This window comes from Streptomyces sp. NPDC028910, assembly GCF_055564955.1.
The window spans coordinates 399,322-422,792 of sequence record NZ_JBVHVF010000004.1 but is presented as its reverse complement, the minus strand read 5'-3'; the positions used below and the strand labels follow the sequence as shown (position 1 = coordinate 422,792).

At 70.5% G+C, this 23,471-nt stretch carries 24 protein-coding genes, 1 tRNA gene and 1 pseudogene; 12 read left to right on the top strand and 14 right to left on the bottom strand.

Translation table 11 applies throughout. The features are described 5' to 3' along the window. The first annotated feature begins 190 nt into the window (after positions 1 to 190). Positions 191 to 928 carry a MerR family transcriptional regulator gene (locus ACZ4TV_RS08915; RefSeq protein ID WP_468132226.1) on the top strand — a complete coding sequence of 246 codons (738 nt, stop codon included), beginning with the start codon at positions 191 to 193 and terminating at the stop codon, positions 926 to 928. Here the strand turns inward: ACZ4TV_RS08915 and ACZ4TV_RS08910 are convergent. Next, positions 910 to 1,713: an exodeoxyribonuclease III gene (locus ACZ4TV_RS08910; protein WP_468132224.1), complete on the bottom strand. Its 804-nt coding sequence runs from the start codon at positions 1,711 to 1,713 to the stop codon at positions 910 to 912. The genes ACZ4TV_RS08915 and ACZ4TV_RS08910 overlap by 19 nt on opposite strands. 38 nt (positions 1,714 to 1,751) lie before the next feature. Between ACZ4TV_RS08910 and ACZ4TV_RS08905 the strand changes: the two genes are divergently transcribed. Continuing rightward, positions 1,752 to 2,306, top strand: coding sequence for a GNAT family N-acetyltransferase (locus ACZ4TV_RS08905; RefSeq protein ID WP_468132222.1), 555 nt, complete (start codon positions 1,752 to 1,754; stop codon positions 2,304 to 2,306). Between the two features lie 235 nt (positions 2,307 to 2,541). Here ACZ4TV_RS08905 and ACZ4TV_RS08900 read toward each other — a convergent pair whose 3' ends face one another. The 3 genes from ACZ4TV_RS08900 to ACZ4TV_RS08890 form a co-directional block, all read right to left on the bottom strand. After that, positions 2,542 to 3,933: a CoA transferase gene (locus tag ACZ4TV_RS08900; protein WP_468132220.1), complete on the bottom strand. Its 1,392-nt coding sequence runs from the start codon at positions 3,931 to 3,933 to the stop codon at positions 2,542 to 2,544. A 276-nt stretch (positions 3,934 to 4,209) separates the two neighbouring features. Then, positions 4,210 to 4,590 carry a hypothetical protein gene (locus ACZ4TV_RS08895; protein ID WP_468132218.1) on the bottom strand — a complete coding sequence of 127 codons (381 nt, stop codon included), beginning with the start codon at positions 4,588 to 4,590 and terminating at the stop codon, positions 4,210 to 4,212. Next, complete coding sequence (locus tag ACZ4TV_RS08890) at positions 4,587 to 5,174, bottom strand: TetR/AcrR family transcriptional regulator (protein WP_468132216.1); 588 nt, start codon at positions 5,172 to 5,174, stop codon at positions 4,587 to 4,589. Before ACZ4TV_RS08890 ends, ACZ4TV_RS08895 begins: the two co-directional genes overlap by 4 nt. A gap of 116 nt (positions 5,175 to 5,290) precedes the next feature. On the opposite strand from ACZ4TV_RS08890, the gene ACZ4TV_RS08885 reads away from it, so the two are divergent. From ACZ4TV_RS08885 to ACZ4TV_RS08860, 6 genes and pseudogenes are all read left to right on the top strand, one after another. Beyond that, on the top strand, positions 5,291 to 5,437 hold the full coding sequence (locus tag ACZ4TV_RS08885; protein WP_468132214.1) for a hypothetical protein: 147 nt from the start codon (positions 5,291 to 5,293) through the stop codon (positions 5,435 to 5,437). A gap of 117 nt (positions 5,438 to 5,554) precedes the next feature. Continuing rightward, the gene (locus tag ACZ4TV_RS08880) at positions 5,555 to 6,109 is read left to right on the top strand and encodes a hypothetical protein (RefSeq protein WP_468132212.1); all 555 of its coding nucleotides are present in this window, start codon (positions 5,555 to 5,557) and stop codon (positions 6,107 to 6,109) included. Positions 6,110 to 6,114: 5 nt separating this feature from the next. Further along, a pseudogene (locus ACZ4TV_RS08875) lies at positions 6,115 to 6,630 on the top strand (S1 RNA-binding domain-containing protein); the annotation flags it as partial. 730 nt (positions 6,631 to 7,360) lie between these two features. Then, on the top strand, positions 7,361 to 8,032 hold the full coding sequence (locus ACZ4TV_RS08870; protein ID WP_468132210.1) for a hypothetical protein: 672 nt from the start codon (positions 7,361 to 7,363) through the stop codon (positions 8,030 to 8,032). Further along, positions 8,029 to 8,685, top strand: a complete 657-nt coding sequence (locus tag ACZ4TV_RS08865; RefSeq protein WP_468132208.1) for a Fic family protein — start codon at positions 8,029 to 8,031, stop codon at positions 8,683 to 8,685. The genes ACZ4TV_RS08870 and ACZ4TV_RS08865 overlap by 4 nt, the downstream gene beginning before the upstream one ends. Beyond that, the gene (locus tag ACZ4TV_RS08860; RefSeq protein ID WP_468132206.1) at positions 8,682 to 9,080 is read left to right on the top strand and encodes a DUF5958 family protein; all 399 of its coding nucleotides are present in this window, start codon (positions 8,682 to 8,684) and stop codon (positions 9,078 to 9,080) included. The genes ACZ4TV_RS08865 and ACZ4TV_RS08860 overlap by 4 nt, the downstream gene beginning before the upstream one ends. A 42-nt stretch (positions 9,081 to 9,122) precedes the next feature. On the opposite strand, the gene ACZ4TV_RS08855 is transcribed toward ACZ4TV_RS08860, so the two are convergent. After that, positions 9,123 to 9,470 carry a hypothetical protein gene (locus tag ACZ4TV_RS08855; protein ID WP_468132204.1) on the bottom strand — a complete coding sequence of 116 codons (348 nt, stop codon included), beginning with the start codon at positions 9,468 to 9,470 and terminating at the stop codon, positions 9,123 to 9,125. Positions 9,471 to 9,663: 193 nt separating this feature from the next. Continuing rightward, complete coding sequence (locus tag ACZ4TV_RS08850) at positions 9,664 to 9,906, bottom strand: hypothetical protein (protein ID WP_468132202.1); 243 nt, start codon at positions 9,904 to 9,906, stop codon at positions 9,664 to 9,666. 253 nt (positions 9,907 to 10,159) lie between these two features. Here ACZ4TV_RS08850 and ACZ4TV_RS08845 point away from each other — a divergent pair, with 253 nt between their 5' ends. Further along, the gene (locus ACZ4TV_RS08845) at positions 10,160 to 10,528 is read left to right on the top strand and encodes a hypothetical protein (RefSeq protein WP_468132200.1); all 369 of its coding nucleotides are present in this window, start codon (positions 10,160 to 10,162) and stop codon (positions 10,526 to 10,528) included. A 197-nt stretch (positions 10,529 to 10,725) separates the two neighbouring features. After that, the gene (locus ACZ4TV_RS08840) at positions 10,726 to 12,543 is read left to right on the top strand and encodes a hypothetical protein (protein ID WP_468132198.1); all 1,818 of its coding nucleotides are present in this window, start codon (positions 10,726 to 10,728) and stop codon (positions 12,541 to 12,543) included. Between the two features lie 48 nt (positions 12,544 to 12,591). Here ACZ4TV_RS08840 and ACZ4TV_RS08835 read toward each other — a convergent pair. The 7 genes from ACZ4TV_RS08835 to galU all read right to left on the bottom strand — a co-directional run bounded on the left by ACZ4TV_RS08835 (position 12,592) and on the right by galU (position 18,042). Next, positions 12,592 to 12,665 (bottom strand) — tRNA-Ala (locus ACZ4TV_RS08835). Positions 12,666 to 12,743: 78 nt separating this feature from the next. Beyond that, positions 12,744 to 13,781, bottom strand: a complete 1,038-nt coding sequence (sepX, locus tag ACZ4TV_RS08830; protein WP_468132196.1) for a divisome protein SepX/GlpR — start codon at positions 13,779 to 13,781, stop codon at positions 12,744 to 12,746. A 181-nt stretch (positions 13,782 to 13,962) separates the two neighbouring features. Next, positions 13,963 to 14,571, bottom strand: a complete 609-nt coding sequence (locus tag ACZ4TV_RS08825) for a GNAT family N-acetyltransferase (RefSeq protein ID WP_468132194.1) — start codon at positions 14,569 to 14,571, stop codon at positions 13,963 to 13,965. 17 nt (positions 14,572 to 14,588) lie between these two features. Beyond that, positions 14,589 to 15,098, bottom strand: a complete 510-nt coding sequence (locus ACZ4TV_RS08820; protein WP_468132280.1) for a MogA/MoaB family molybdenum cofactor biosynthesis protein — start codon at positions 15,096 to 15,098, stop codon at positions 14,589 to 14,591. A gap of 110 nt (positions 15,099 to 15,208) precedes the next feature. Beyond that, positions 15,209 to 15,688, bottom strand: a complete 480-nt coding sequence (moaC, locus tag ACZ4TV_RS08815; protein WP_468132192.1) for a cyclic pyranopterin monophosphate synthase MoaC — start codon at positions 15,686 to 15,688, stop codon at positions 15,209 to 15,211. A 73-nt stretch (positions 15,689 to 15,761) separates the two neighbouring features. Further along, positions 15,762 to 17,135 (bottom strand): molybdotransferase-like divisome protein Glp, encoded by a 1,374-nt coding sequence (gene glp / locus ACZ4TV_RS08810; RefSeq protein WP_468132190.1) that lies wholly within the window; start codon positions 17,133 to 17,135, stop codon positions 15,762 to 15,764. Between the two features lie 4 nt (positions 17,136 to 17,139). Beyond that, positions 17,140 to 18,042, bottom strand: coding sequence for a UTP--glucose-1-phosphate uridylyltransferase GalU (gene galU / locus ACZ4TV_RS08805; RefSeq protein ID WP_468132188.1), 903 nt, complete (start codon positions 18,040 to 18,042; stop codon positions 17,140 to 17,142). A 96-nt stretch (positions 18,043 to 18,138) separates the two neighbouring features. Here galU and ACZ4TV_RS08800 point away from each other — a divergent pair, with 96 nt between their 5' ends. Next, complete coding sequence (locus tag ACZ4TV_RS08800; protein ID WP_468132186.1) at positions 18,139 to 18,753, top strand: 5-formyltetrahydrofolate cyclo-ligase; 615 nt, start codon at positions 18,139 to 18,141, stop codon at positions 18,751 to 18,753. Positions 18,754 to 18,767: 14 nt separating this feature from the next. Here the strand turns inward: ACZ4TV_RS08800 and ACZ4TV_RS08795 are convergent, their stop codons facing one another. Further along, positions 18,768 to 21,617, bottom strand: a complete 2,850-nt coding sequence (locus tag ACZ4TV_RS08795) for a penicillin acylase family protein (protein WP_468132184.1) — start codon at positions 21,615 to 21,617, stop codon at positions 18,768 to 18,770. Between the two features lie 272 nt (positions 21,618 to 21,889). Between ACZ4TV_RS08795 and ACZ4TV_RS08790 the strand changes: the two genes are divergently transcribed. Beyond that, positions 21,890 to 23,371, top strand: a complete 1,482-nt coding sequence (locus ACZ4TV_RS08790) for a potassium/proton antiporter (RefSeq protein ID WP_468132182.1) — start codon at positions 21,890 to 21,892, stop codon at positions 23,369 to 23,371. Positions 23,372 to 23,471: the final 100 nt, after the last annotated feature.

Here is a 23,471-nt window from a genome sequence, read left to right as displayed (position 1 = left end):
CAGTCCCAGCCAGTCCAGTCCCAGTCCCAGCCACGCAAACGCAACACCGCACCGCACCGCACCGCACCGCGCACACACATCGAAACACTGCCAGCAATCACTGGCACAATCGGGAGGGTAGAGCAGACCAGTACTCATGGGTAGGGGTCGCGCCCGGAAAGTTACCGCGGGTACGCCATAGGCTGCGTCTGTGGCGAAGGACGAGACGCAAGCGAAGACCGTGCGCGAGTACCGTACGGAGGAACTGGCCCGAGCGGCGGGCATCCCGGTCCGTACCCTGCGCTTCTACCGCGAGCGCAAACTGCTCCCACCGCCCCGCCGCGAGGGGCGGATCGCCTGGTACGACGACCACCACCTGGCCCGGCTGCGCACCATCGCCGCCCTGCTGGAGCGCGGCCACACCCTCGGCGGCATCGCCGAGCTGACCGCCGCCTTCGAGAACGGCCGCGACGTCGGCCAGCTCGGTGAGCTGCTGGGCATCGGCTGGTCGGAGGAGACCCCGGTCCGGCTCACCCCGGAGGCCCTGGCCGACCACTTCGAGGGCGAGGTCACCCCGGAGAACCTGGCGGCCTCCCTCGACCTGGGCTACCTCGCCGTCGACGGCGACACGATCGTGCACGTCAGCCGGCGCCTGCTGGACGTCTCCTCGGCCCTGGTCCGCGAGGGCGTCCCGCTGGCGGCGGTCCTGGAGACGGGCCGCCGCGTCCGCGAGCACGCGGACGCGCTGGCGCTGCTCTTCACCGACCTGATATCGACGCACATCGCACCGGACGCCCTCGCGCGCCTGCGTCCGCTGGCGAAGAGCGTGGTCGAGGCCGAACTGACGATGGCGATGGACCGCCTCCTGGCCTCGACCACCGCCGGTCAGGAAGGTCAGGCAGGTCAGGCGGGTCGGGAAGCTCGGGAAGGTCAGACACCCAACTCATAGACGACGGTCACGGGCGCGTGATCGGACCATCGCTCGGGGTGCGTCTCGGCCCGCTCGACGAAGGCCTTCACGGCCTTCGCGGCCAGCCCGGGGGTCGCCACCTGGAGGTCGATCCGCCAGCCGGCGTCGTTGTCGAAGGCCCGCCCGCGGTAGGACCACCAGGAGTACGGCCCCTCGGTGTCGGGGTGCAGCTCCCGCACCACGTCGACGTAGCCGGCGTCCGTGTAGACCTTCCCCAGCCACTCCCGCTCCTCGGGGAGGAAGCCGGCGTTCTTGCGGTTCGTCTTCCAGTTCTTGAGGTCGGCCTCCTGGTGACAGATGTTCCAGTCACCGCACACCACGACCTCGCGCCCGTCGGCGGCGGACCGCGCCTTGAGCGCCGTCAGGTACGGCAGGAACTCGGCCATGAACCGGTACTTCTCGTCCTGCTTCTCGGTCCCGGCCTCACCGGAGGGCAGGTACAGGCTCGCCACGGTCACACCGGGCAGATCGATCTCGATGTACCGCCCGCTCGCATCGAACTCGTCGCTCCCGAATCCGATCTGCGTCCGCTCGGGCGCGCGCCGCGTGTAGAGCGCGACCCCGGCCCGCCCCTTGGCGGCGGCCGGCGCGAAGACGGTGTGCCAGCCCGCGGGGGTCCGGACCTCGTCCGGGATCTGCACCGCCTCGGCCCGTACCTCCTGGAGGCAGACCACATCGGCGTCGGATCCCTCGAGCCACGCCCCGAAGCCCTTCTTGGCGGCGGCGCGGATCCCATTCACATTCACGGAGGTCACGGTGAGCATCCCAGCACCATAGCGGGATGGTTCCGTACGATATTCGAATGTCTCACCGCATCGACCTCCGCACCGTGCCGTACGACCACCCGGACGCGGTCAAACTCAATGACCAGGTCCAGCTGGAGTACCAGGAGCGGTACGACGGTGAGGGCGATGTCACGTTCCTGGACCCGGCGATGTTCGCCCCGCCGCGGGGCCTGTACCTGCTGGCGTACGACGCCGCGGACGCACCGATAGCGAGCGGCGGCTGGCGCAGCCAGGACCAGAACGACGAGGGCTACTCGGACGGCGACGCGGAGCTCAAGCGCATGTACGTCGTCCCGCAGGCCCGCGGCCTGGGCCTGGCCCGCCGGATCCTGGCAGCCCTGGAAGCGGACGCCCGCGCGGCGGGCCGCCTCCGCATGGTCCTGGAAACGGGCGACCAGCAGCCGGAGGCGATATCCCTCTACCTCTCCTCCGGCTACACCCCGTCCCCCAAGTTCGGCTACTACCGCTTCTACGACTCCAGCCGCTGCATGTCCAAACCCCTCGGCACGGGTCCCGGGGCGGAGCCCCGCTCTCCCAGCCCCGCCGCACCATCCAGCCCCGCCGGCGTTTGAGGCGCGGGGCCCGGGGCGGAGCCCCGCTCTTTCAGCCCCGCCGCACCCTCCAGCCCCGCCGGCGTTTGAGGCGCGGGGCCCGGGGCGGAGCCCCGCTCTTTCAGCCCCGCCGCACCATCCAGCCCCGCCGGCGTTTGAGGCGCGGGGTCTGGGGCGGAGCCCCGCTCTTTCAGCCTCGCCGGCGTTTGAGGCGCGGGGTCTGGGGCGGAGCCCCAGCAGCCGGCCCGCAGGCGCCCTACCGCGGGAGCCAGACGGCAGCATCCGCACCCCACCGCGACGGCCCCACCGCCCACTCCCCGAAGGGACTGGCCGCGTGCCGCAACACCCCGTACCCCGACTCCGTCTCCCGGAGCCACGGCTCGGCCGTGTACCCCGAAGCCGCCGAAGGAGCCCCGGAGGCCGCGGCGGGCAGATCCCGCACCAGCCACGATCCCGTCCCGGCGAGGGAGAAGCGCAGGCCCCGCCCACCCCCCTCCGCCAGCGCCCGCAAGACACCGGCCGCCACCAGATACCCCGTCCCGTGATCCAGCGCCTGCGCCGGCAGCACTCCCGGCACACCCCGCGGCACACCCCCCGCCCCCGCACAGGCCGCAGCGATCCCGTACCCCGCCTGCACCAGCGAATCGAACCCCCGCCGCCCCGCCCACGGCCCCCGCCACCCCCACGCGCACAACTCGGCCACCACCAGCCCCGGCCACCGCTCCAGCAGATCCCGCGCCCCGAGCCCGTAGCGTTCCAGCGCCCCCGGCCGGTACCCCGACACCACCACATCGGCCTCGGCCAGCAGCCCCTCGAAGACCGCCCGGTCCCCCGCCACGGCCAGGTCCAGCAGCGCCGACCGCTTCCCGAAGCCGGTGTCCGCGTACGCGTCGTCCGCCTCCGCCAGCCCCGGCGAGTCGATCCGCAGCACGTCCGCCCCCAGCAGCCCCAGCGTCCGCGTCGCGACGGGCCCGGCGATGACCCGGGTCAGATCCAGTACCCGCACCCCGGCCGCGGGCCGGCCGGCCGGAGCCTCGCCGAGCGCCCGCTCTCGGGGCCCCCGACGCCCCCGACCCCGCGCCCCGGATTCCCGTACGGCCTCCACCAGCGGCTGCGGCTCCCCGTACTCCTGCGCCACGGCGACGGCGAGCCCGCCCTGCCCGTACACCAGCTCCTGCACCTCGACGGCCGCGCGCCCCGCCACCGCGGCGCGCACCGCCTCCGGCGTCGCGGACGGCAGCCGCAGCGCCCGTACCAACGCGGCTTCGTGATGCGGATAGTTGGCGTGCGTGCGGACCCAGCCGTCCGCCGCCCGCCAGAAGCCGGACAGCGGCGCGAAGGTCACCGGCGCCCGGCCCTCCACCCGCAGGTGCCGTTCACTGACGAACGCCGTCGCCACCGCGCCCTCGTCCACCACGAGCGGAGCTACGTCCTCCACCCCGCCCCCGGCCCGCACCGCGGCCAGCTCCGCCGCGGCCAGCCCGCACACCCCGACCGTCGCCCGCGCCAACTCCCGTACGGGCAGCGGCCCCTCGCCCAGATCACTGCTCCCCCGGTACCGCACCCGCCCCACCAGCTCCGGCGCCCCGCCCAGCGCCGTCCACGCCTGCTCCGTCGCCCGGTCGCCGCCCTCGTCAGTGATCACCATGGGGCCATTCTCGATGCCCCGACCCTGATCACAAGCGGCAACGATCGGACGCCGGCCGGAAGTTTCACCTGAAACTCGGTCATGCCCCGGAGACCTCTACCACTTCGTCGACACCGGTCGCACCCTCATCGGCACCGGCTGGGCCGCCTACGACATCGTCCTCTGACGCTGCGTAGGCCGCCCCGGGGATGACACGAAGATCCCGCCCGATCACGCGATCGGGCGGGATCTTCCTCGTCGCGTTGCATGGCTTGGTCGACGGGTTCGAGGGTGCGGCTATGCGGCGCCCGCCGCTGCCAGTACCGCGACCGGCAGGAGCAGGATCCACTGCGGCAGCCGGAGTAGGGGTCTGGGCCAGCCGACGGACAGCGTGACGACCAGGAAGGCTGCCGCGTACGCGATGAAGTGCGCGGCCACGAACCATGCCACCAGGCCGGTCCCCGGCTTACCATCCGTCAGGGACATGCAGAACAGCGCGAGTCCGGAAAGCACCAGGTCGACGCTCACCATGTGCCACACGGCGTGCAGGACCCGCTTGGGTTCGTCTGCGAGCCCGCAGGAGAGCAGCGGGCGCACCACATCGCGGTGTCCGCCGACGACGTGCACTGCGGCCACGCCGAGCGCGGTGATCCCTGCCGCGAGAAGCCAGCCGTTCACCGGACCTCGATTCCTTTGGCCACGACAGCGGCCAGTTGTGCGGCCAGCTGCGGATCAGGGTGTTCCCCGACCAGCCCCACGTGGAAGAACACGGCTCCTGCCAGCGTGTCCAGGACCAGGTCCACGGGCGTTTCGGCCGCGATCTCCCCGCGCAGCGCGGCGCGTTCGAAGACGACCAGCAGCCGTTCCTTCGACGGGGCCAGGAAGTCGCCGCGGATGCGCGCCTTCAGTTCCGGATCGGCGGCGAAGTCGGCGAGCAGTCCCGGAAGGGCCGCCGCGGCGGCAGGCGCGTGGAACTCGTCGACCAGGCCCTGCAGCAGTACGGTCAGATCCCCGGCCAGCGTTCCAGTGTCCGGGGTCGGCGCATCGTCGGTGGTCGTGAAGACGGCCTCGAAGACCAACTCCGGCTTGCCCGGCCACCGCCGGTAGATCGTGTCCTTGCCGACACCGGCCCGCGCGGCCACCGCCCCGATCGATGTCGCGGCGTAGCCGACCTCGACCACCAGCTCTGCGGTCGCGCGGATGATCGCCTCGTGCGATCGGGGATCCCTGGGACGCCCCCTGGAGGGCGGGGAGGAGCTCATGCATTTACCTTACGGGTCGACCCGTAAAATAAACAAGCTCGGGCAAAGCCTTCACCGGCTCCGGCACCTGGGAGGCGGAGGATGCCCGCCCCCCGAAGGGCAGGTCCCTGATCCGGATGCAGTTCGACGATCCGTCAGGGGTCACGTCCGGCGACACCCTCGACACGCTCTCCATCGGCATCGATGCCAAGCGGGTCTTCGTCTATGACGACAGCGACCCCGACGTCTGCCCGGCCTTCCGCCTGAAGCTCCAACAGAACTGACCCCCAAGGCCCGGCTCTGCCGCCCGCACGGTGCGGGCAGCCGGGCCTTCGGCCTGCGCGCCCACGCCGGAGCCGCCACCCAGGGTGGCTGTCAGCGGGCGCGGATACAGTCCTGGCATGTCGAACTCGTACACGACGCTGTGGACCAATGATCTGTGCCGCGAGCTCGAGCGGTCCGGTTACGCCGGCCAGCGGCTGACGATGCTGTTCGGCGGGCCGCACCAGTCGCTGCCGAGTTTCCAGCGGGCGGGCGTGCAGCCAGGTGACCAGATCTACCCCGTGCGCGTCCTGCGCACCCGGCTGCACGTGCTGGGCGCGATGGAGGTGTCCCGGATCATCCCCTACGAGGACGCGGGCACGGTGCTCCACGATGACGATTACCCGAAGCTACTGGACTGGCGGCCGTTGAAAGCCGGCTGCGTCACCGAGGTCGTGACGGGCCCGCCGGGCTCCCCGCTCGCGTTCGGCACGACCGTGCCGCCGGACCTTCTGGAGCGGTTGACCTATACCTCGCGCCGCGGCGAGCGGACGCTGAAGTACGTCGAGGAAGGCAGGCTGATCCGCTCGGTCAGCCTCCAGGGCGTCTACCGGCTCGCACCCGCCTCCGCCACCGAACTGCGCCAGCTGGTCCTGGACACGGAAGGCTCCACGATGACCCGAGCGGAAGGCTGAACGACATGGACGACGCGACCAGCGAGGCCGGCCGAGCTTTCCTTCGAACCTTGCAGAAAGGCCAGGTCCGTAGGGGCGTGGTGTCTTCCCTGGTCAACTTCGGCGCGTTCGTCGATCTGGGCGGCTGTATCGATGGCCTGGTAAATGTGGCGGAAGTGTCCTGGCGGCACTACGACCGCCTGGCTGACGTTGTTGAGGTGGGCCAGGACGTCACGGTGGTGGTCCTGGACATCGACCTGGACCGGGTCCGGATGTCCCTCTCCTTGAAGGCATTGCAGTTCGACCCGTTCAAGAACTTCGCTCGCACTCACCTCGGCCGCGTGCTTCCGGGCCGTGTGACCAAGGCCGTCCCCTTCGGCGTCTTCGTCCAAGTCGACGAAGCCATTGAAGGGTTGCTCCACAAGTCCGAGTTCAACGACCGCGACACAGGCGGCCTCGCTTCCCTTCCACAGGTCGGCGACGAAGTCGTCGTGGAGATCACGGACATCAACCTCACGCTTCGCAGGGTCTCGCTATCGCTGCATCACTGATGGGCTGCTCGTGAGCCTGGACTGATCCAGCAGTCGAGCTGGTGGGCCGGCCGTCAGTTGGCCGGGTGATGATCAAGCACATGACACACGGTTCCTCCGAAGATCTGCGCGCCCTCGCTGACCAACACTTGCCCTCCGATGTTGCAGAGCGTTGGGTCGGCCTGCTCCGTCCGGCAATCCGCTTGGAGACAGCCGCGGCCAGCCTCGGCGGACTGCGCCCTGCTGCCCGCGGACGCAGTGGACATCACGCACCCGGCCGAGCTGCCGCGAATCTCCCGGAAACCGACATCGCCGACCCGAGCCAGCGGCTTGCGCACGGCCGTGTCGCGCAGGCCATCCTTCTCGCCCTGATGGTTCGCTCCAGCCGCCATCACCGCGAACGGGCTCTCCCCGCCCCAGCCGCAGACGACGGTCGCACTCGCACCGGGCCGATGCTCCGCCGGGCAACCGTCCGAGGGCTCGCGCGCGTTCGGGCATCACCTCGGGCACACCCCGGAAACGCCGAGATCCCGTCCAGCCTTTCGGCTGAACGGGATCTCGTGACGTTCGCGAGAGCTGCTCGCGAACTGTCGTCTGTGGGCTGTTCACGAGTACCGCTGACCAGGCGGGACAGCAGCGGTTGTAGATCGCTTCCCAGCTGGCCGAAGATCGTTTCCCGCCGGTGAGGCGGCCGCTCGATATGGAGTGGAGTCAGGGCGGCTACGCAAGGCAGAGTGGGACGGTGAGTGAACTGTGGGCACATGCCCTGACGTGGGCAGATGTCGATCCGGCTCGGCATTCCTTTGAGATGGACACCGACGCGGCGGAGAAGCTGGCGGGCCTTGTCGTGCCCTTGCTGCCCAGCTCTGAAGTCGCTCAAGAGGATCGCTGGCGTTCACTGGATCCCGTCACCGAGTTCCTGGCAGGCCGCTACGGCCGGTGGGCCTCCGGATGGAACTGGTCGGTCGGTGAGGGTGACGTCGACGGAGGCGTCGTCGAGGTGTGGTGCTGTTCATCCGACTCCGTGACGACCCCGGACGCCACTGCCCCGCTGGTTGTTGAGGCCTTGCGGGAATGGCGTGGCTGGCTGGAGGACCTGGCAGAACGGTTCGCGGACCTGATGCCGCCAGGGAACACCCCGGTGGCTTCGACGGACCGCTGGTACTGGGAGCGAGCATGCACCCGCCTGGTCACCCTGGTGGCCGACCGCACTCAGGCCGAGAGCGGCTGGTACGGGCACTGCATGCAAGTCCTCCGATGGTTCCTCGCCTACAGCGGCATCGACGAGGTCCAAGCCCAGGAGATCGTCCAGGACGCGGTCGGCGGCCGGTTCGGCAGTTGGATCGCACCTGACGTTCCGGTGGTCGACGCCGTGAGCTCGCGGTTCGCCAGCGGCGTGGGCGAAATCAGATGACTTCCAGGCCCGGCCAACCGAAGGACAGCCTCGCCGACTGGCTGCTCATCCGGCCGGAGATCTCCTGGCCATCCTGGCGCGGCACATCCCCCGTCTGTGGAGCGCCGGCCAACGACGGCTTCCGCAACTTCTTCATGGCAACGCGAGGCTGCCGTGACAGCGAGGGAACCGCCCGGGTCCTGACCGCCCTCGACTTGGCCTTCACCGACGCGGAGCAGCGCAGGACGCTGACCTTCGCCCTCATGGAGAAGTGGCAGCGGACCGTGCTGGGCCGCAACCTCGTCGACTTCCGCACTATGCCGGCCTTCGCGAAGGGCGGACGGGAGCGCTATGGCCTTGCACCCGATACGCGGGCGCTATTCGAGCACTGTCTGTCCGAGAGCTCTCAACCTGATCTGCCCCTCCCGTCACGCGCTGCCCGGACCTACCTCGACATCCTCTTCTTCCATCCGTTCGAGGACGGCAACGCCCGCGCGGCCATGCTGGCGTTGGCCTTCGTCCTGGCACGCGAAGGCGTCCTCCTCGACCAGGTGCACCCACTGCAGACCACGCGCTGGGCCGACGATGCCGAAGGCGCGGCCGATCTGGCGGTGCTGCTCGGAATCCTGATCACCGCGGCGGAGCGACGTCCGTCCCACGGGAGGCAGTCATGAACGAACGCGACGTCCTGCTCAACGAGCTCGCGCAGGGGCTGCGCCCGATGTCAGGGGGCATCGAATGGTTCGACGGCCTTGGCCAGGAAGAGCAGTCCGAGGTGCTGCTGTTCCTGCGCCATCACTGCGTCCAGGCACGCGCCGTCGCCGAGGACGCACCGGAAAGCATCCGCCGTGCCGGGCTGCGCCCGACGCATACGCCCGCAGTGCTGATCTCACGGGGCCGGATCGACGAGCAACTGGGAAGGATCGCTGGTCTCGCACCTCTCGACGAACGCCGCAAGGCGTTCAGGCTGCTGACCGCGGTGCTCTCGATCGCCGACGCGCGGCGCCGCGAGCGCTTCTGCTCCAACGGCTGCGGTCACTGGTGGCACAAACTGTCCGCCGCTGGCTGATCGCTTCGCCTGGCACAGCGGCACTGGGGCCGGAGCATGTAGTCAGGCGGACTCGGCTCGGTAGATGTCGAGGAGCCGGAAGAACTCCTCAACGGGTGTCGAGCCGTCTGGGGTCGTGCGCTCAATTTCGGCTGCCCAGCCGTATGCCGCGTTGCTGCCGCCGAGGTGTTCCTTGAGCCACTGGCTGAACTTCCAGAAGCTGAAGTTTTCGTTGGCTGAGTGCACGCTGACGGCGACCTGGTAGCCGAGAAGCATGGCCTGGAGTTGCTCGAGCGAGCCACCGGGCAGCCACATTCCGGGCCTCAGGCGGATCTGCTCGAGGAAGTCGTAAACATCCGTACAGTCCTGCCAGTGCTTGACGGTGCTCTGCGGGCTGTCGTCGGTGGGCATGGGGTGAGCCTACGGCGCGGGCGAGAGTTGTCGCCCATCGATGCGGCATGGGCAGGAGATGGACGTGTGCGATCTGTTGGGGGCAACTGCGGTCACGCTCTGCGATCTTGTTGCCGTCCGTTCTAAGTTTGGCTGGGGCTTCGAGTGTCGTCGGGGTCGCCGAGTCGGCAGGGTGAGGGCGGGCTGAATGGCGTCACTGTTCGAGCGCCTGGATCTGGAAGAGGCAGCCGTCCGCGGCGAGTTGTCCGCTCTGAGCGGGGAGTTGGATGCTCTGAACGGAAGGATCGCGGCTGCCGAGGGACGTCTGGCGGATCTGGTGATCACGCGTAAGACGATCGTTTCGCTGGGCGGCTCGGAGTACGTCGTACATGACGCGGAAGCTGACCAGCCGGACGCTGCAGACGGCAACGAGCCTGATCCAGACGAGGACCCTCATGTCCCTCGTCCCCCGGCTGACGAAACCTCTGCCAGTGACTCCAGGTCTGCGGGCCCGCTGGAGCGGGAGGTCACGCGTGAGCGTGCGCTGGTGCTGCTGGCTGGGGCTGGGCGAGCGATGTATGTGAAGGACATCGCCGCGGCGATCGGCGAGGACGTCTCTGACACGTCGGAGGGGCGACGGGTGGAGACGACCAGAGATCGCGGCATGTCGAGGCCGGGATCTGCGGCGGCAGCGTCCGGGCGGTCCGCTGATGCACACATCCGTCGACCGTCTGGTTCCACTCGTCGCCCGTGCCGCCTGGGACGGGGTTCTCGGGGACCTCGCAGATCACATGGGCAGCGGGTACCTGTTCCGGCCTCGCCGCACCACCGAGTACTCCAAGAACCTGATCGGCTCCTGGCCGCTCAACCACCGGCCGCCGGACGGCCTGCCGATGGTGTCGGCGGGCAGGGCGCGGGCGACGTGGCTCGTCGAGCTGATGACGGCGCGGATCGATCACCATCTGATCGCCCAGGCCGCCGGCCTGGCGTCCGCCGCGTCCCTGGCCCGCTGGCAACATCACGTGCCACCTCTTGATCACGCCACTGCCGCCCGCCTCCTGCGCGGGCCGGAGGCATGACCGCAAGGCCCCGGCCCTGGCAGAAATCGGAACGGATCAGAGGGTGCAGGCCCCGGCCGGTCACCGATGCTCCGGCGGAGATCCCGGACTCCAAGGTGGGACAGCTTCTCGCCCTGCTGGAGAACTCCGGGGCCCTCGATCTGATCGCCCTCGAACTCGCCGAGCGACCGGGACCCAAGGGCCTGCCGGTCCGCACCGTGCTGGTCGGCGTGCTGCTGTCCCTGCACTACCACCGCAGCGCCACCCTCGCCGACGTCTGCCGGGTCCTCCTCGATCAACTGCGGCCACCAGCCCGTGCCTGGTTGGAGGTGCCCGACCAGGCCACGGTCAACGTTCACGGCCGGCACGCCTTCACCCGCCGGGTCTACCGCGCGTTCGACCGGCTCACCACCGCCCTGGACCCCCATCGCTGTGACCGGCGACGCCGCCTGCCGACGGTCGAGGCCCTGCAGGTGATCGCGGCCTGGGAGGAGGAGGCAGGAGCCGAGCAGGTCCGCCGTCGGCGGGTACTGCAGGAGATCAGCGACCGGCTGGTCCTGGTCACTGTTCGCCTCGCCCACGAGCGCGGCCTCTTGCGCGGCTGGCGAGGCGACATCGGTGTCGACGCCACCCCGTTCCCCGCATGGCATAAGCCCCACCCGGACTGGAAGAACCTGTCGTCGGTCGAAATCACAGCGGGCTGGCATCACTGCGGCGGCTCCAGCGACGGCATCTTCGGGCACTCCGCCACCCTGGTTGTCGCTGGTTCCCGGCGGCACCCCGCAGGACACCCCCAGGCAGGCAAACGCGTCAGCCGGCACCCGCAACTCGCCCTCGGCGCCGTCCTCGACACCCCTGGGAAACGAATCGGCCCGAATGCCATCCACAGCCTCATCAGGCTCGTACCGTTCGGGTTCCCCACCGGGTTTCTGGCCGCAGACCGCGCCTACACCGACCAGCGGACCGAGCATTTCGCCGCACCGGCCCGCAGACTCGGCCACCGGCTTGCCCTCGACTACAAGCAGGACCAGAGAGGCGTCCAGGGCACCCACGAGGGAGCCCTCCTTGTCGACGGCTCGCTCGCCTGCCCGGCCATGCCCCACGCGCTCGCTCACGCGACGACCGGACTCGGCGACGAGGCCGTACGCGATCTCGCCAACGACCCTGCCCTGCAGGACCAGATCGCCCAGCGGGAGCCGTACTTCCTCAAGGTCAAGGAATCGGCCGACCTGCGGGGCGCCGTCCGCTACCAGTGCCCGGCTGCCGGGCCTTCTCCGGCTGTCGCCTGCCCCCGTTACAACCAGGTCCATCGCGTTCCATCTCAGAAGCCGGTCGTCGTCGACTTGACCAACCCGCGATCCGCTCAGGCGCACCTCGCGGCCAAACCAACCGTCCCCATCCCTCAGGCCGAACGGCTGCGGCCTCCACCCAAGAACGAGCTGCCCAGAATCTGCCAGCGGCCCACGATCATCGTCCGACCCGGCGACCTCGGCATGATCGACAAGTTCCGCCAGGACCGGCACTTCCTGCACCCCACCTGGCAGGACGTCTACCGACCCCAACGGGCCAACATCGAAGGGCTCAACGGCCGCGCCAAGGCCCACGGGATCGACATCTCGGACCCGTCCAAGCGACTCGCGCACGGACGCGTCGCCCAGGCGATCCTCCTCGCCTTGATGATCTGCTCCGTCAACCTGGCCATCCTTCACAGCTGGCACCAGACCACCCGGCACACAGAGCGTCCTCACCAGCGTCAGCACCGCCGTCACGGCCTACGACCACGAGACCCGCAGCCCCATCCCGGCCGGCCTGCCACCACCAAGAACGCGGATGATCCAAACGAACACCTGAAAACCGGCATCACGAGCCGCGAGCCGACATGCCCCCAGACGGTCGGAAGCGTCGCATCCACGCGGACCACCCCCAGGAATCCCCTCCGCCCCATCCCTGGCCAGCCAAGCAACCGGGACGGGCAATCGGACACTGTCTCGAACACACCCCAGAAACGCCGAGATCCCGCCCAGCCTCTCGGCTGAACGGGATCTCGTGACGATTCCTGAGAGCTACTCAAGAACAGTCGTCTGTGGACCTGTGGGGATTTGAACCCCAGACCCCCTCGATGCGAACGAGGTGCGCTACCAGACTGCGCCACAGGCCCTTGCGACGTGTGAAACATTAGCATCCCCGCGCGGGTGCTCCAAAACCGATATTGGGGAGCGTCCGCGCAGGTCACCGATCACTCGTTCGCGGCGCGCGGGCGGTCGTCGCTCTCGTACTGGTCGAACAGCGGGGTGCGGCCGCGGCCCTGGGCGCCGCGCGGGCGCGGGGTGGTCGGGGGCTTCTGGTCCGGCTTGGGGGGCGCGGGCTGGGCGCGCAGGCGGGGTTCCGTCGGCTCGGCCGTGCTGGAGCGGGTCGCGCTCCAGGCGTCCGGGGCCGCGGGGCCGGTGGCGCGGGGGGCGACCGGGGCCGTCACGTACGTCGGCAGCGGGACCGGGACGGGCTCCCAGCTGTCACCGCGGGCGGGGCCGCGCTCGCGCTCGCGCTGCTGGTCCACCCACTCGGCGTGGTCGGTCTGCTCGACCAGCGCCCGGCGCCCGGCCTCCTGCGGGGAGACCGGTGGCGCAGGGTCCGGTTCGGTGGCCGCGGCGGCGGTCTCTTCGGGGTGGCGGCGGCGCGGCCGGCTCTCCCGCAGCTGCCGCGCGGCCGCTTCGGCGCGCCGCCGGTCCATGGTGAACTCGTAGCGCCGTCGCTCCTGGACCCGCAGGTGCACGATGTACGTGCTCAGCAGGAGGGCGGGCACGGCGGGAGCCCACAGGTAGCGCAGACCGCCCACCGCCGCGACGACCGCGCCGGCGGTGAAGACCAGGAAGAGGAGTGCGGTGGTGCGCCGGCGGCGCGCGAGGACCTGGAGGCGCTGTTCGCGCCGGGCCCGCTCCGCGCGCTGCTCCCGCTCGGCGGTGGCCGGTCTCGGCTCCGCCCTGGTCGGGGGCACGACAAAGGCCCGGGCGTCGGCGTCGACGGAATTCACCGTTTCCGTCGCGGCGTCCGGGTCCGCGTGGGGCTGGGGCCCCGCCTCCTCGTCACCGCGCTCACGCAGCCCCTTGGCGTAACGGCGCTCCATTCCCGCCCGGCCGGAAAGCAGCCGAATGGCGGTGGAGAAGCGTTCCGTCGGACGGGCTTCGTTCAGCTCGTCCTGCCTCCGGAGCCACATGGGCACCAAGTAGGCGGCCCAGGCCCCGACAATGACTGCGTAGATGAGGCCGCTGCTGCTCACACCTCACACCGTAGAGGGGCGCGGCCGAGGGGATCGGCCAATTGGGCCGGTGTGTCGCGCGATCTCGCTGATATCACGGACTTTTTTTGTGACTCTTCGGATCAGGTTATGGGCGAATCGGTGAACCGGGGCGTCTTATTCGAACAGATATTCGTTTATTGCGAGAGGGAGGCGCGGCCCGCTATTTCGGCGGGGACTGTGAGTGGCGTGCCCGGTGCCAGCGCCGCAGCAGCCCCTCCGGCACCTCCTCCGCCGTGACCGCGTAGACGAGGTGGTCGCGCCAGGCCCCGTCGATGTGCAGATAGCGCGGCCGCAGCCCCTCCTCGCGCAGGCCCAGCTTCTCCACGACCCGCCGGCTCGGCCCGTTCTCGGGGCGGATGCACACCTCGATCCGGTGCAGGCCGACCTTCCCGAAGCAGTGGTCCACCGCCAGCGCGACCGCCGTCGGCATCACGCCGCGGCCCGCGACCTCGCGGTCCACCCAGTAGCCGATGTGGCCCGCGCACATCGAGCCCCAGGTGATCCCGGCGACCGTCAGCTGGCCCACCAGCCGGCCCTGGTACTCGATGACGAAGGGGAGCATCCGGCCCGCGTTCGCCTCGGCGCGCAGATGGCGGACCATCTGGCGGTACGTGGGCCGCTGGATCACCGGCCCCCACGGCGCGGGCGGCGGGATGGTGGCCTCCCACGGCCGGAGCCAGTCCCGGTTGCGCCGGTTGACCTCGCGCCAGGCCTTCTGGTCCCGCAGTTTTATCGGCCGCAGCGTGACATCGCCGTCGGTCAGCACCACCGGCCAGGAGGGGCCGTTCAGCTCGCGCTCCCGGAGGGTCCCGCCGGTCTGGGGTGGTCGCCGCCCCGGATCTGGTCCACCGCGTGCGGCAGGACGCGGGACAGGACGGCGAGGCCGTCGCGCACCCCGCCCGTGGAGCCCGGGAGATTGACGATGAGGGTGCGCCCGGCCACGCCCGCCAGGCCCCGGGACAGGGCCGCGGTCGGCACCTTCGCCAGGCCTTCGGCGCGGATGGCCTGCGGGATGCCCGGGATCTCGTAGTCCAGCACCCGCGCGGTCGCGTCCGGGGTGCGGTCCGTCGGCGAGATGCCGGTGCCGCCGGTGGTCAGGATGACGTCGTACCCGGCGGCCACGCCCTCGCGCAGCGCCTGCTCGACGGGATCCCCGTCCGGGACGACCCGCGGGCCGTCCACCGTGAAGCCGAGCTCCTCCAGCGCCTGCGCGAGCAGGGGGCCGCCCTTGTCGGCGTACACGCCCTGCGAGGCCCGGTTCGAGGCCGTGACCACCAGGCCGCGCAGCCCGGGCAGCGCGGGTGCCGCCGGGGCCGCGGCCGGCGCCGCCGACGGTACGGCCGCCCCCGGTACGGCCGCCCCCGGTACATGGCTGTGGCTGTGGACCTCGCCGCCGCGCGGGGCGTTCACGAGCGCGTCCAGTCGCCGGACTTGCCGCCGGTCTTCTCCTCCACCCGGACGTCCGTGATGACCGCGCCCTTGTCGACCGCCTTGACCATGTCGATCACGGTGAGCCCGGCGACCGCGACGGCGGTCAGCGCCTCCATCTCGACGCCCGTACGGTCGGTCGTCTTGACGGTGGCGAGGATCTCGACGGCGTCGTCGGCGACCTTCAGGTCGACCTTCACGCCCGAGACGGCGAGCGGGTGGCACAGCGGGATCAGGTCGGGGGTCTTCTTCGCGCCCATGATCCCGGCGATCCGCGCGGTGGCGAGGGCGTCGCCCTTGGGGACACCCTCGCCGCGCAGCAGCTCGATCACCCGGGGGGAGACGAGGACCCGCCCGCTGGCCCGCGCCGTGCGGGTGGTGACGTCCTTCTCGGAGACGTCGACCATCCGGGCCGCGCCGGCCTCGTCGATGTGCGTCAGCCTGCTGTGGGTACTCATTGCTGTGCCGCTCCGCTCTGGGCCCGCGCGGGGCCTGTGTGGTGCGACACACGCTACCCGCACCCGCCGGGTCTCAGCCGAGCAGGACCACTTCCAGCTCGGTCCCCGGCTCCACCGAGGTGACGTCCTCCGGTACGACCATCAGCGAGTCGGCGTGCGCCAGCGCGGCGATCAGGTGGGAGCCCGATCCGCCGACCGGGCTGACCGTGCCGCTCTCGGCGTCGTACTTCCCGCGCAGGAACTGGCGGCGGCCGGCCGGGGAGCCGAGCGCCTTGTCGGCCTTCAGCACCGCCCGCACGCTCGGCCGCCGGACCTCGGACTCCGGCAGCCCCATGAGGGCGCGGATCGCGGGGCGCACGAACAGCTCGAAAGAGACGTAGGAGGAGACCGGGTTGCCGGGCAGCGCCAGCAGGGGGGTGTGGTCCGGGCCGATCGTGCCGAAGCCCTGGGGCTTGCCTGGCTGCATGGCGAGCTTGCGGAAGTCCATCCCGCCGCCCGCCACGTCCCCGGAGGCCGCGTCCCCGGAGGCGACGTCCCCCGAGCCGACGGAGGACAGCGCCTCCTTGACCACGTCGTACGCGCCGACGCTGACCCCGCCCGTGGTGACCAGCAGGTCTGCCCGGATCAGCTGGTCCTCGATGGTGGCGCGCAGGGTGTCCGCGTCGTCCGCGACGGCGCCGACCCGGTAGGCGATGGCCCCGGCGTCCCGCGCGGCCGCGGCCAGCGCGAAGCTGTTGGAGTCGTAGATCGTGCCCGCGGTGAGCGCCTCGCCGGGCTGGACCAGCTCGCTGCCGGTGGACAGGACCACCACGCGGGGACGCGGCCGCACGCGGACGGTGCCGCGTCCGATGGCGGCGAGCAGGGCGATCTGCGGCGGCCCGAGGACCGTGCCGGCCGCCAGTGCCAGGTCGCCGGCCTGGACGTCGCTGCCGCGCGCGCGGACGTGCGCCCGCGCCTCGGCGGCGCGGTGCACCCGTACCTCGCCGCTCGCGTGCTCGGGGGCGGCGCTGGCCGGGGTCATCCCGGCGGCCGCGCCGCCGCCCGTGCCGCCGTCGGTCCACTCCACCGGTACGACGGCTTGCGCGCCGGGCGGCAGCGGGGCGCCGGTCATGATCCGGGCGGCCTCGCCGGGGCACACGGTGGGCAGCTCACCGCTGCCCGCCGCGACGTCCCCGATGACCGTCAGCACCGCGGGGAACTCCTCGCTGGCACCCTGGACGTCGGCCGTGCGGACGGCGTAGCCGTCCATGGAGCTGTTGTCGAAGGGCGGGAGGGCGACGGGCACGGTGACGTCCTCTACGAGGACACAGCCCTGGGCGTCCAGCAGCTGGAGCTCGATGGGCTCCAGCGGCCGGACGGCCGCGAGGACGTCCGCGAGGTGCTCGTCCACGGACCACAGACGGTGGCCGCCCGCCGGTCGTGGATGCTGCGGTGCGGAACTGCTCAAGGTGCTACATCTCCTCCGTGACGTAACGGTGAAGCCAGGTGCGGAACTCGGGGCCCAGGTCCTCGCGCTCGCACGCGAGGCGGACGATGGCCCGCAGGTAGTCGCCGCGGTCCCCGGTGTCGTAGCGACGGCCCCGGAAGACCACGCCGTGCACCGGGCCGCCGACGGTCTCGTCGGCGGCCAGCTTCTGCAGGGCGTCGGTGAGCTGGATCTCCCCACCGCGGCCCGGCTCGGTCCCCCGCAGTATGTCGAAGATCGCCGGGTTGAGGACGTACCGTCCGATGACCGCGTAGTTGCTGGGGGCGTCCGCGGGCTCCGGCTTCTCGACGAGTCCGGTGATGCGGACCACGTCGGGCTCGTCCGTGGCCTCGACGGCGGCGCAGCCGTAGAGGTGGACGCTGGCCGGGTCGACCTCCATGAGCGCGATGACGGTGCCGCCGGTGCGGGCGTAGATGTCGGACATCTGGCGCAGCAGCGGGTCGCGCGGGTCGATGAGGTCGTCGCCGAGCAGGACGGCGAAGGGCTCGCGGCCGACGTGCGGCTCGGCGCACAACACCGCGTGGCCGAGGCCCCGCGGGTCGCCCTGGCGGACGTAGTGCATGGTGGCCAGGTCGCTGGATTCCTGGACCTTCTTCAGCCGGTCGTCGTCGCCCTTGGCGATGAGGGCCGACTCCAGCTCGTAGTTGCGGTCGAAGTGGTCTTCCAGAGCACGCTTGTTACGCCCAGTGATCATGAGCACGTCGTCGAGCCCGGCCGCCACGGCCTCCTCGACCACGTACTGGATGGCCGGCTTGTCCACAACCGGGAGCATTTCCTTCGGGGTGGCCTTGGTCGCCGGAAGGAAGCGAGTGCCGAGGCCCGCGGCCGGAATGACGGCCTTCTTGATCACGGGGTGCAACATAGTCATGCCCCGAACGATAGTGGGTCCTGCCGAACGCCAGCCCGGGACGCAGGAGCCAGGTCCACTTATGTACCGATTTTCGCGACGAGATTTGATTCCCCTGTGACAGAGAACCTGCGCCCCGCTTCCGTCAAGGCGCAACTGCGCCGAGAACTCCTGACCGCCCGCCGCGCCTTGCCCTCCGAGGCATGCCGTACGGCGGCCGCCGCGCTCGCCGCCAGGGCCCTGGAACTGCCCGAGCTGGCCGATGCGCGCACCGTGGCGGCGTACGTCTCGGTCGGCACCGAACCGGGCACCCGCGAACTCCTCGACGCCCTGCGCGCGGCCGGCAAGCGGGTGCTGCTGCCCCTGCTGCTGCCCGACAACGACCTCGACTGGGCGGCGTACGACGGCCCGCGGAGCCTCACCGAGCTCACCCGCCCCGGCCGGATGCGGCTGCTGGAGCCGATCGGGCCGGCGCTCGGCCCGGACGCGGTGACCGGGGCCGACGCCGTGCTGCTGCCCGGGCTGGCGGTGGACGTGCGCGGCATGCGGCTCGGCCGCGGCGGGGGTTCGTACGACCGGGTGCTGGAGCGGCTGGAGCGTGCCGGGGCGCATCCCGCGCTGGTGGTGCTGCTCTACGACGACGAGGTGGTCGCACGGGTCCCGGAGGAACCGCACGACCACCCCGTACAGGCGGTGGCGACCCCGTCAGGGGTCCGCCGCTTCAGCTCATGACGCCTTCGTGATCCCTACGGGCCTTCCGGCTGGAGGGTCAGGGTGTCGACCGTGGCCTTGTCGACGGCGTCCTTGCCGAAGGGCCACTCCAGCAGCTCGCCCTTGGCCCACATCGTCGTCTGGTCCGTGTAGTGGGAGTTGTACGCGTGGCCCGAGGCGCCCGTCAGGTTGATCCAGCGGGACTTGTCGAGGTCGTTGAGGTTGACGACCATCCGCATGGACGGCACCCAGGTGACCCCGTACCCGCTGGAGGCGTTCCAGCCGGTCGCGTTGACCGTGGCCTCGCCGCCGCCCAGGTTCCACGGGCCGCGGTTGAGGAGCCACTGCATGAAGCCGGGGCCGGCGGTGCCGATGGTCTGGTTCTTCAGCGTCAGCTGGTGCAGCCGGCCCCAGCTCCAGGTGGACTGGTCCTTGCCGAGCTTGGCGGTCAGCTCCCAGCGGGCGTCCTTCATGGCCCGGGCGAAGAGCTCGTCGCGGGTGGTGGTCGCCGGCTGGGTCAGGGTCTTGGGCGAGCTCCACCACTGCGACTTCTCGTCCTTGACGAGGCGGCGGACCACCTCGAACCAGCGGTCGCCGCCGTCCGGCTGCGCCGAGTCGGACTCGCGGGTGCCGCACTCGCGGACGGTCTTGGCGAGGTCGTCGGCCGGGCCGGTGCCGTTGCCGAGGACGTTCATGCAGCTGCCCTCGATCCGCAGCTCCTTGGGCATCTTGTCGCCGAAGGACAGCTTGAGGATGTTGCGCCAGACCGCGTTGAAGTAGGCAGCGGCGGCGGAGTCGGGCTCCTGGGTGTAGTTCCAGCCGTCCAGCAGCTTCTGCGCGGCGCGCACGCCCGGGTCCGAGACCTCGATCTTCGCCAGCATCGGGGTCAGCAGCGCGGCGATCTCGCTGCTGTTGTCCATCTGCATGGTGCGCATGTCGTCGGTCGAGACCTTGCCGCCGTCCTTGATCTTCGCCTCGATGAGGTCGTTGATCCGCTGGCTGCGGGCGCCGTAGCCCCAGTCGGTGGTCAGCAGGTGCGGGTACTTGCCCGCGCCGGTCCCGCTCTCCACGACGGCCTGGTTGGCGGTGACGATGTAGCCGCGCGAGGGGTTCTGGTCCCAGGGCATCTCGCTCTGCGGGATGTAACCGGCGTTGCCGTCCTTGCCGCCCTTCCAAGCGTACTTGGAGTCCCAGCCGGGGGCGGGCATCCGGCCGTCGCCCTGGCCCCGCATCGGGATGCGGCCCGGGGCCTGGTAGCCGATGTTGCCGTAGGTGTTTTTGTTGTCGGCGTAGATCAGGTTCTGGGAGGGCACGTCGAACTCGGCGGCGGCCTTGCGGAAGTCGTCGAAGGTCTTGGCCTTGTCGAGCTTGAAGACCGCGTCCATGGACTTGCCCGGGTCCAGCGCCGTCCAGCGCAGGGCGACGGCGTAGCCGTCGCCGCGGTCGGGGGCGGAGCTGGCGACGGGGGCGCTGGTGCCGACCGAGGTGAGCTCCTCGCTGCGGTCGGAGACGAGCGGGCCGTTGTTCGTGGTGCGGACGGTGATCTTCTTGCTGTCGCCGCCCGCGACCTTGATGACCTCGTCACGGATGGTGAAGGGGAGCACCCTGTTGTCGTAGACGTAGCCGTCGGTCCGGACCTGCTCCAGGTAGAGGTCGGTGACGTCGGCGCCGAGGTTGGTCATGCCCCAGGCGATGTCCGTGTTGTGGCCGATGACCACGCCGGGCATGCCGGAGAAGGTGTAGCCGGCCACGTCGTACTGGCACTGGGCCGAGACCGTGCGGCAGTGCAGGCCCATCTGGTACCAGACCGAGGGCAGCTGCGGGGACAGGTGCGGGTCGTTCGCGAGCAGCGGCTTGCCAGTGGTCGTGTACTTGCCGGAGATGACCCAGGAGTTCGATCCGATGCCGCTGCCGTTGGGGCCGAGGATCGCGGGGATCTCGTCCAGGGTCTTGGCGAGGGAGGTCAGTTGGGTGCGCAGGCCCACGGTCGCGCCCTGGGCGGTGGCGTTGTCGGCGAGGCCGGTGGAGGTCGCGGCTGCGGCCCCCGTGCCCGTGGAGGTCTGCGAGCCGACGGCGCTGCCGCTGCCCGAGCCGGCGGCGCCCGTGGAGGCGGCGCCCGCGCCCTGGGGTGCGTACTTGCCGCCCTCGACCTTGCCGCCCTCGACGACGGGCTTGTTCCGGTCGAAGGGGTAGGGCGGGTAGAGCTCGTCGATCTGCGCCTGGGAGAGCTTGCTCGCCATCAGCGCGCGGTCGATCTCGTCCTGCATGTTGCCGCGCAGGTCCCACGCCATCGCCTTGAGCCAGGCCACCGAGTCCACCGGCGACCACTGCTCGGGCCGGTAGCCGTCGCTGAGCTTGAGGGCCGCGTGCTCGACGGAGAGGTCCTTGCCGGACTTCCCCTTCAGGTACGCGTTGACCCCGTCGGCGTAGGCCTGGAGGTACTTCTTCGTCTCGGGCGAGAGCTTCTTGTCGTACTCCTCCTGCGCGACGTGGCGCCAGCCCAGCGTGCGCAGGAAGGCGTCGGTCTCGACCTGGCCGGAGCCGAACATCTCCGAGAGCCGCCCGGAGGTCATGTGGCGGCGTACGTCCATCTCCCAGAACCGGTCCTGCGCGTGGACGAAGCCCTGCGCGCGGAAGAGGTCGTCGTCGTTGTCGGCGTAGAGCTGGGGGATGCCGTGGGCATCGCGCTTGACGTCGACGGTCCCGGTCAGGCCGGGCACCTTGAGGGAGCCGGTCGTCTGGGGGAAGGAGGCGCGCACGCTGTCCACGCTCCAGTACGCCCCGTAGCCGAGGCCCGCGAAGAGCGCCAGGACCAGCACGAGCACGATCAGACGGGCGCGTCGTCCCTTCTTCTTGACGGGAGGAGCGGTTTCGTTGGCGGGCATCGCTGTCCTTAGAGGGGCAGGGTGGTCCTGGGAGTGCTGGGAGCAACCATAGGCGCAGGACCGCCTTCGTTGATCCGCCAGGGGTCGAGGTGCTGTGACCGTTGCTGGCGACAGCGCGGAACAGGCGTTTCACAATGTGGTTATCGCGTAAAGGGCGCGTCAAAGATTAGGTAAGGTAACGAACTACTTGCCGAACTTGTCGCCGGGAGGATCGATCCGCCGGGTGCATTGAGGAGGGCCGCCCGCTGAATGTCCACACGCTGAATGAGCTCATGCTGGTCTGCTCGCTCGTGCTGCTCGTCGCGGTCGCGGCGGTACGCATCTCTTCACGCAGCGGCCTGCCCAGCCTGCTCATCTACCTCGGCATAGGCATCGCGATAGGCCAGGACGGCATCGGCAACGTCGTATTCGACAATGCCGAGCTGACCCAGGTCATCGGTTATGCCGCACTGGTCGTGATCCTCGCCGAGGGTGGTCTGGGCACCAAGTGGAAGGAAATCAAACCGGCGCTGCCGGCCGCGATCGTGCTGTCCTTGGTGGGCGTCGCGATCAGCGTGGGCGTGACGGCGGCGGGGGCGCACTACCTGGTCGGACTGGAATGGCGGCAAGCCCTGCTGATCGGCGCGGTCGTCTCCTCGACCGACGCGGCGGCCGTCTTCTCGGTGCTGCGCAAGGTCCCGCTGCCCTCCCGGATCACGGGCGTCCTGGAGGCGGAGTCCGGCTTCAACGACGCACCCGTCGTCATCCTGGTGGTGGCCTTCGCCACCGTCGGCCCGGTGGACGACTGGTACGTCCTGCTCGGCACGATCGCCCTGGAGCTGGCGATCGGCGTCGCGATCGGCCTCACGGTGGGCTTCCTCGGCGCGTACGGTCTGCGGCACGTGGCACTGCCCGCCTCGGGCCTCTACCCGATCGCCGTGATGGCCATCGCCATCGTGGCGTACGCGGCCGGCGCGATGGCGCACGGCTCCGGCTTCCTCGCGGTGTACCTGGCGGCCATGGTGCTCGGGAACGCGAAGCTCCCGCACTGGCCGGCCACCAGGGGGTTCGCCGACGGGCTCGGCTGGATCGCCCAGATCGGCATGTTCGTGCTGCTCGGCCTGCTGGTCACCCCGCACGAGCTGATCCACGACTTCTGGCCCGCCGTGGTCATCGGGCTGGTGCTCACGATGGTGGCGCGGCCCCTGGAGGTCTTCGTCAGCCTGCTGCCCTTCCGCATTCCGTGGCAGGAGCAGGCCCTGATGTCGTGGGCGGGCCTGCGCGGCGCCGTGCCCATCATCCTGGCGACCATCCCGATGGTGTCCGGGATCGAGGGCAGCGACCGCGTCTTCAACATCGTCTTCGTGCTGGTCGTCGTCTACACCCTGGTACAGGGGCCGACCCTGCCCTGGGTGGCGCGCAAGCTGAAGCTCGGCACCTCGGAGGAGACCGCGTCCGACCTCGGCATCGAGTCGGCGCCGCTGGAGAAGCTGCGCGGGCACCTGCTGTCCTTCGCGATCCCGCCCGCCTCGCGGATGCACGGTGTGGAGGTGAGCGAGCTGCGGCTGCCGCCGGGTGCCTCGGTCACGCTGGTGGTCCGGGACGCGAAGAGCTTCGTACCGCTGCCGTCGACCGTGCTGCGGCGCGGGGACGAGCTGCTGGTGGTGGCGACCGATCCGGTACGGGACGCGGCCGAGGCGCGGCTGCGGGCGGTGGCCCGGGGCGGCAAGCTGGCGGGGTGGCTGGGGACGGGCAACGGGCCCGCGTCGCGTTAGAGCAGCGTTCTAATTGGCCCAGGTTCCATGAGATCTGACCGGCTTTGCCCCTATTTAGGCGCTATTTAGGGGCTCCTCGCAGGCGAAGCTTCCGTTAATC

What these genes read in the sequence shown, in the direction of transcription:
- ACZ4TV_RS08905 (WP_468132222.1), top strand. Translation starts at nt 1,752, where the DNA reads ATGTCTCACCGCATCGACCTCCGCACCGTGCCGTACGACCACCCGGAC.
- ACZ4TV_RS08865 (WP_468132208.1), top strand. Translation starts at nt 8,029, where the DNA reads ATGACTTCCAGGCCCGGCCAACCGAAGGACAGCCTCGCCGACTGGCTG.
- ACZ4TV_RS08900 (WP_468132220.1), bottom strand. Translation starts at nt 3,933, where the DNA reads ATGGTGATCACTGACGAGGGCGGCGACCGGGCGACGGAGCAGGCGTGG.
- ACZ4TV_RS08860 (WP_468132206.1), top strand. Translation starts at nt 8,682, where the DNA reads ATGAACGAACGCGACGTCCTGCTCAACGAGCTCGCGCAGGGGCTGCGC.
- ACZ4TV_RS08850 (WP_468132202.1), bottom strand. Translation starts at nt 9,906, where the DNA reads ATGAGGGTCCTCGTCTGGATCAGGCTCGTTGCCGTCTGCAGCGTCCGG.
- ACZ4TV_RS08795 (WP_468132184.1), bottom strand. Translation starts at nt 21,617, where the DNA reads ATGCCCGCCAACGAAACCGCTCCTCCCGTCAAGAAGAAGGGACGACGC.
- ACZ4TV_RS08910 (WP_468132224.1), bottom strand. Translation starts at nt 1,713, where the DNA reads ATGCTCACCGTGACCTCCGTGAATGTGAATGGGATCCGCGCCGCCGCC.
- ACZ4TV_RS08880 (WP_468132212.1), top strand. Translation starts at nt 5,555, where the DNA reads ATGTCGAACTCGTACACGACGCTGTGGACCAATGATCTGTGCCGCGAG.
- ACZ4TV_RS08890 (WP_468132216.1), bottom strand. Translation starts at nt 5,174, where the DNA reads ATGAGCTCCTCCCCGCCCTCCAGGGGGCGTCCCAGGGATCCCCGATCG.
- ACZ4TV_RS08855 (WP_468132204.1), bottom strand. Translation starts at nt 9,470, where the DNA reads ATGCCCACCGACGACAGCCCGCAGAGCACCGTCAAGCACTGGCAGGAC.
- moaC (WP_468132192.1), bottom strand. Translation starts at nt 15,688, where the DNA reads ATGAGTACCCACAGCAGGCTGACGCACATCGACGAGGCCGGCGCGGCC.
- ACZ4TV_RS08885 (WP_468132214.1), top strand. Translation starts at nt 5,291, where the DNA reads ATGCAGTTCGACGATCCGTCAGGGGTCACGTCCGGCGACACCCTCGAC.
- galU (WP_468132188.1), bottom strand. Translation starts at nt 18,042, where the DNA reads ATGACTATGTTGCACCCCGTGATCAAGAAGGCCGTCATTCCGGCCGCG.
- ACZ4TV_RS08845 (WP_468132200.1), top strand. Translation starts at nt 10,160, where the DNA reads ATGCACACATCCGTCGACCGTCTGGTTCCACTCGTCGCCCGTGCCGCC.
- ACZ4TV_RS08790 (WP_468132182.1), top strand. Translation starts at nt 21,890, where the DNA reads ATGCTGGTCTGCTCGCTCGTGCTGCTCGTCGCGGTCGCGGCGGTACGC.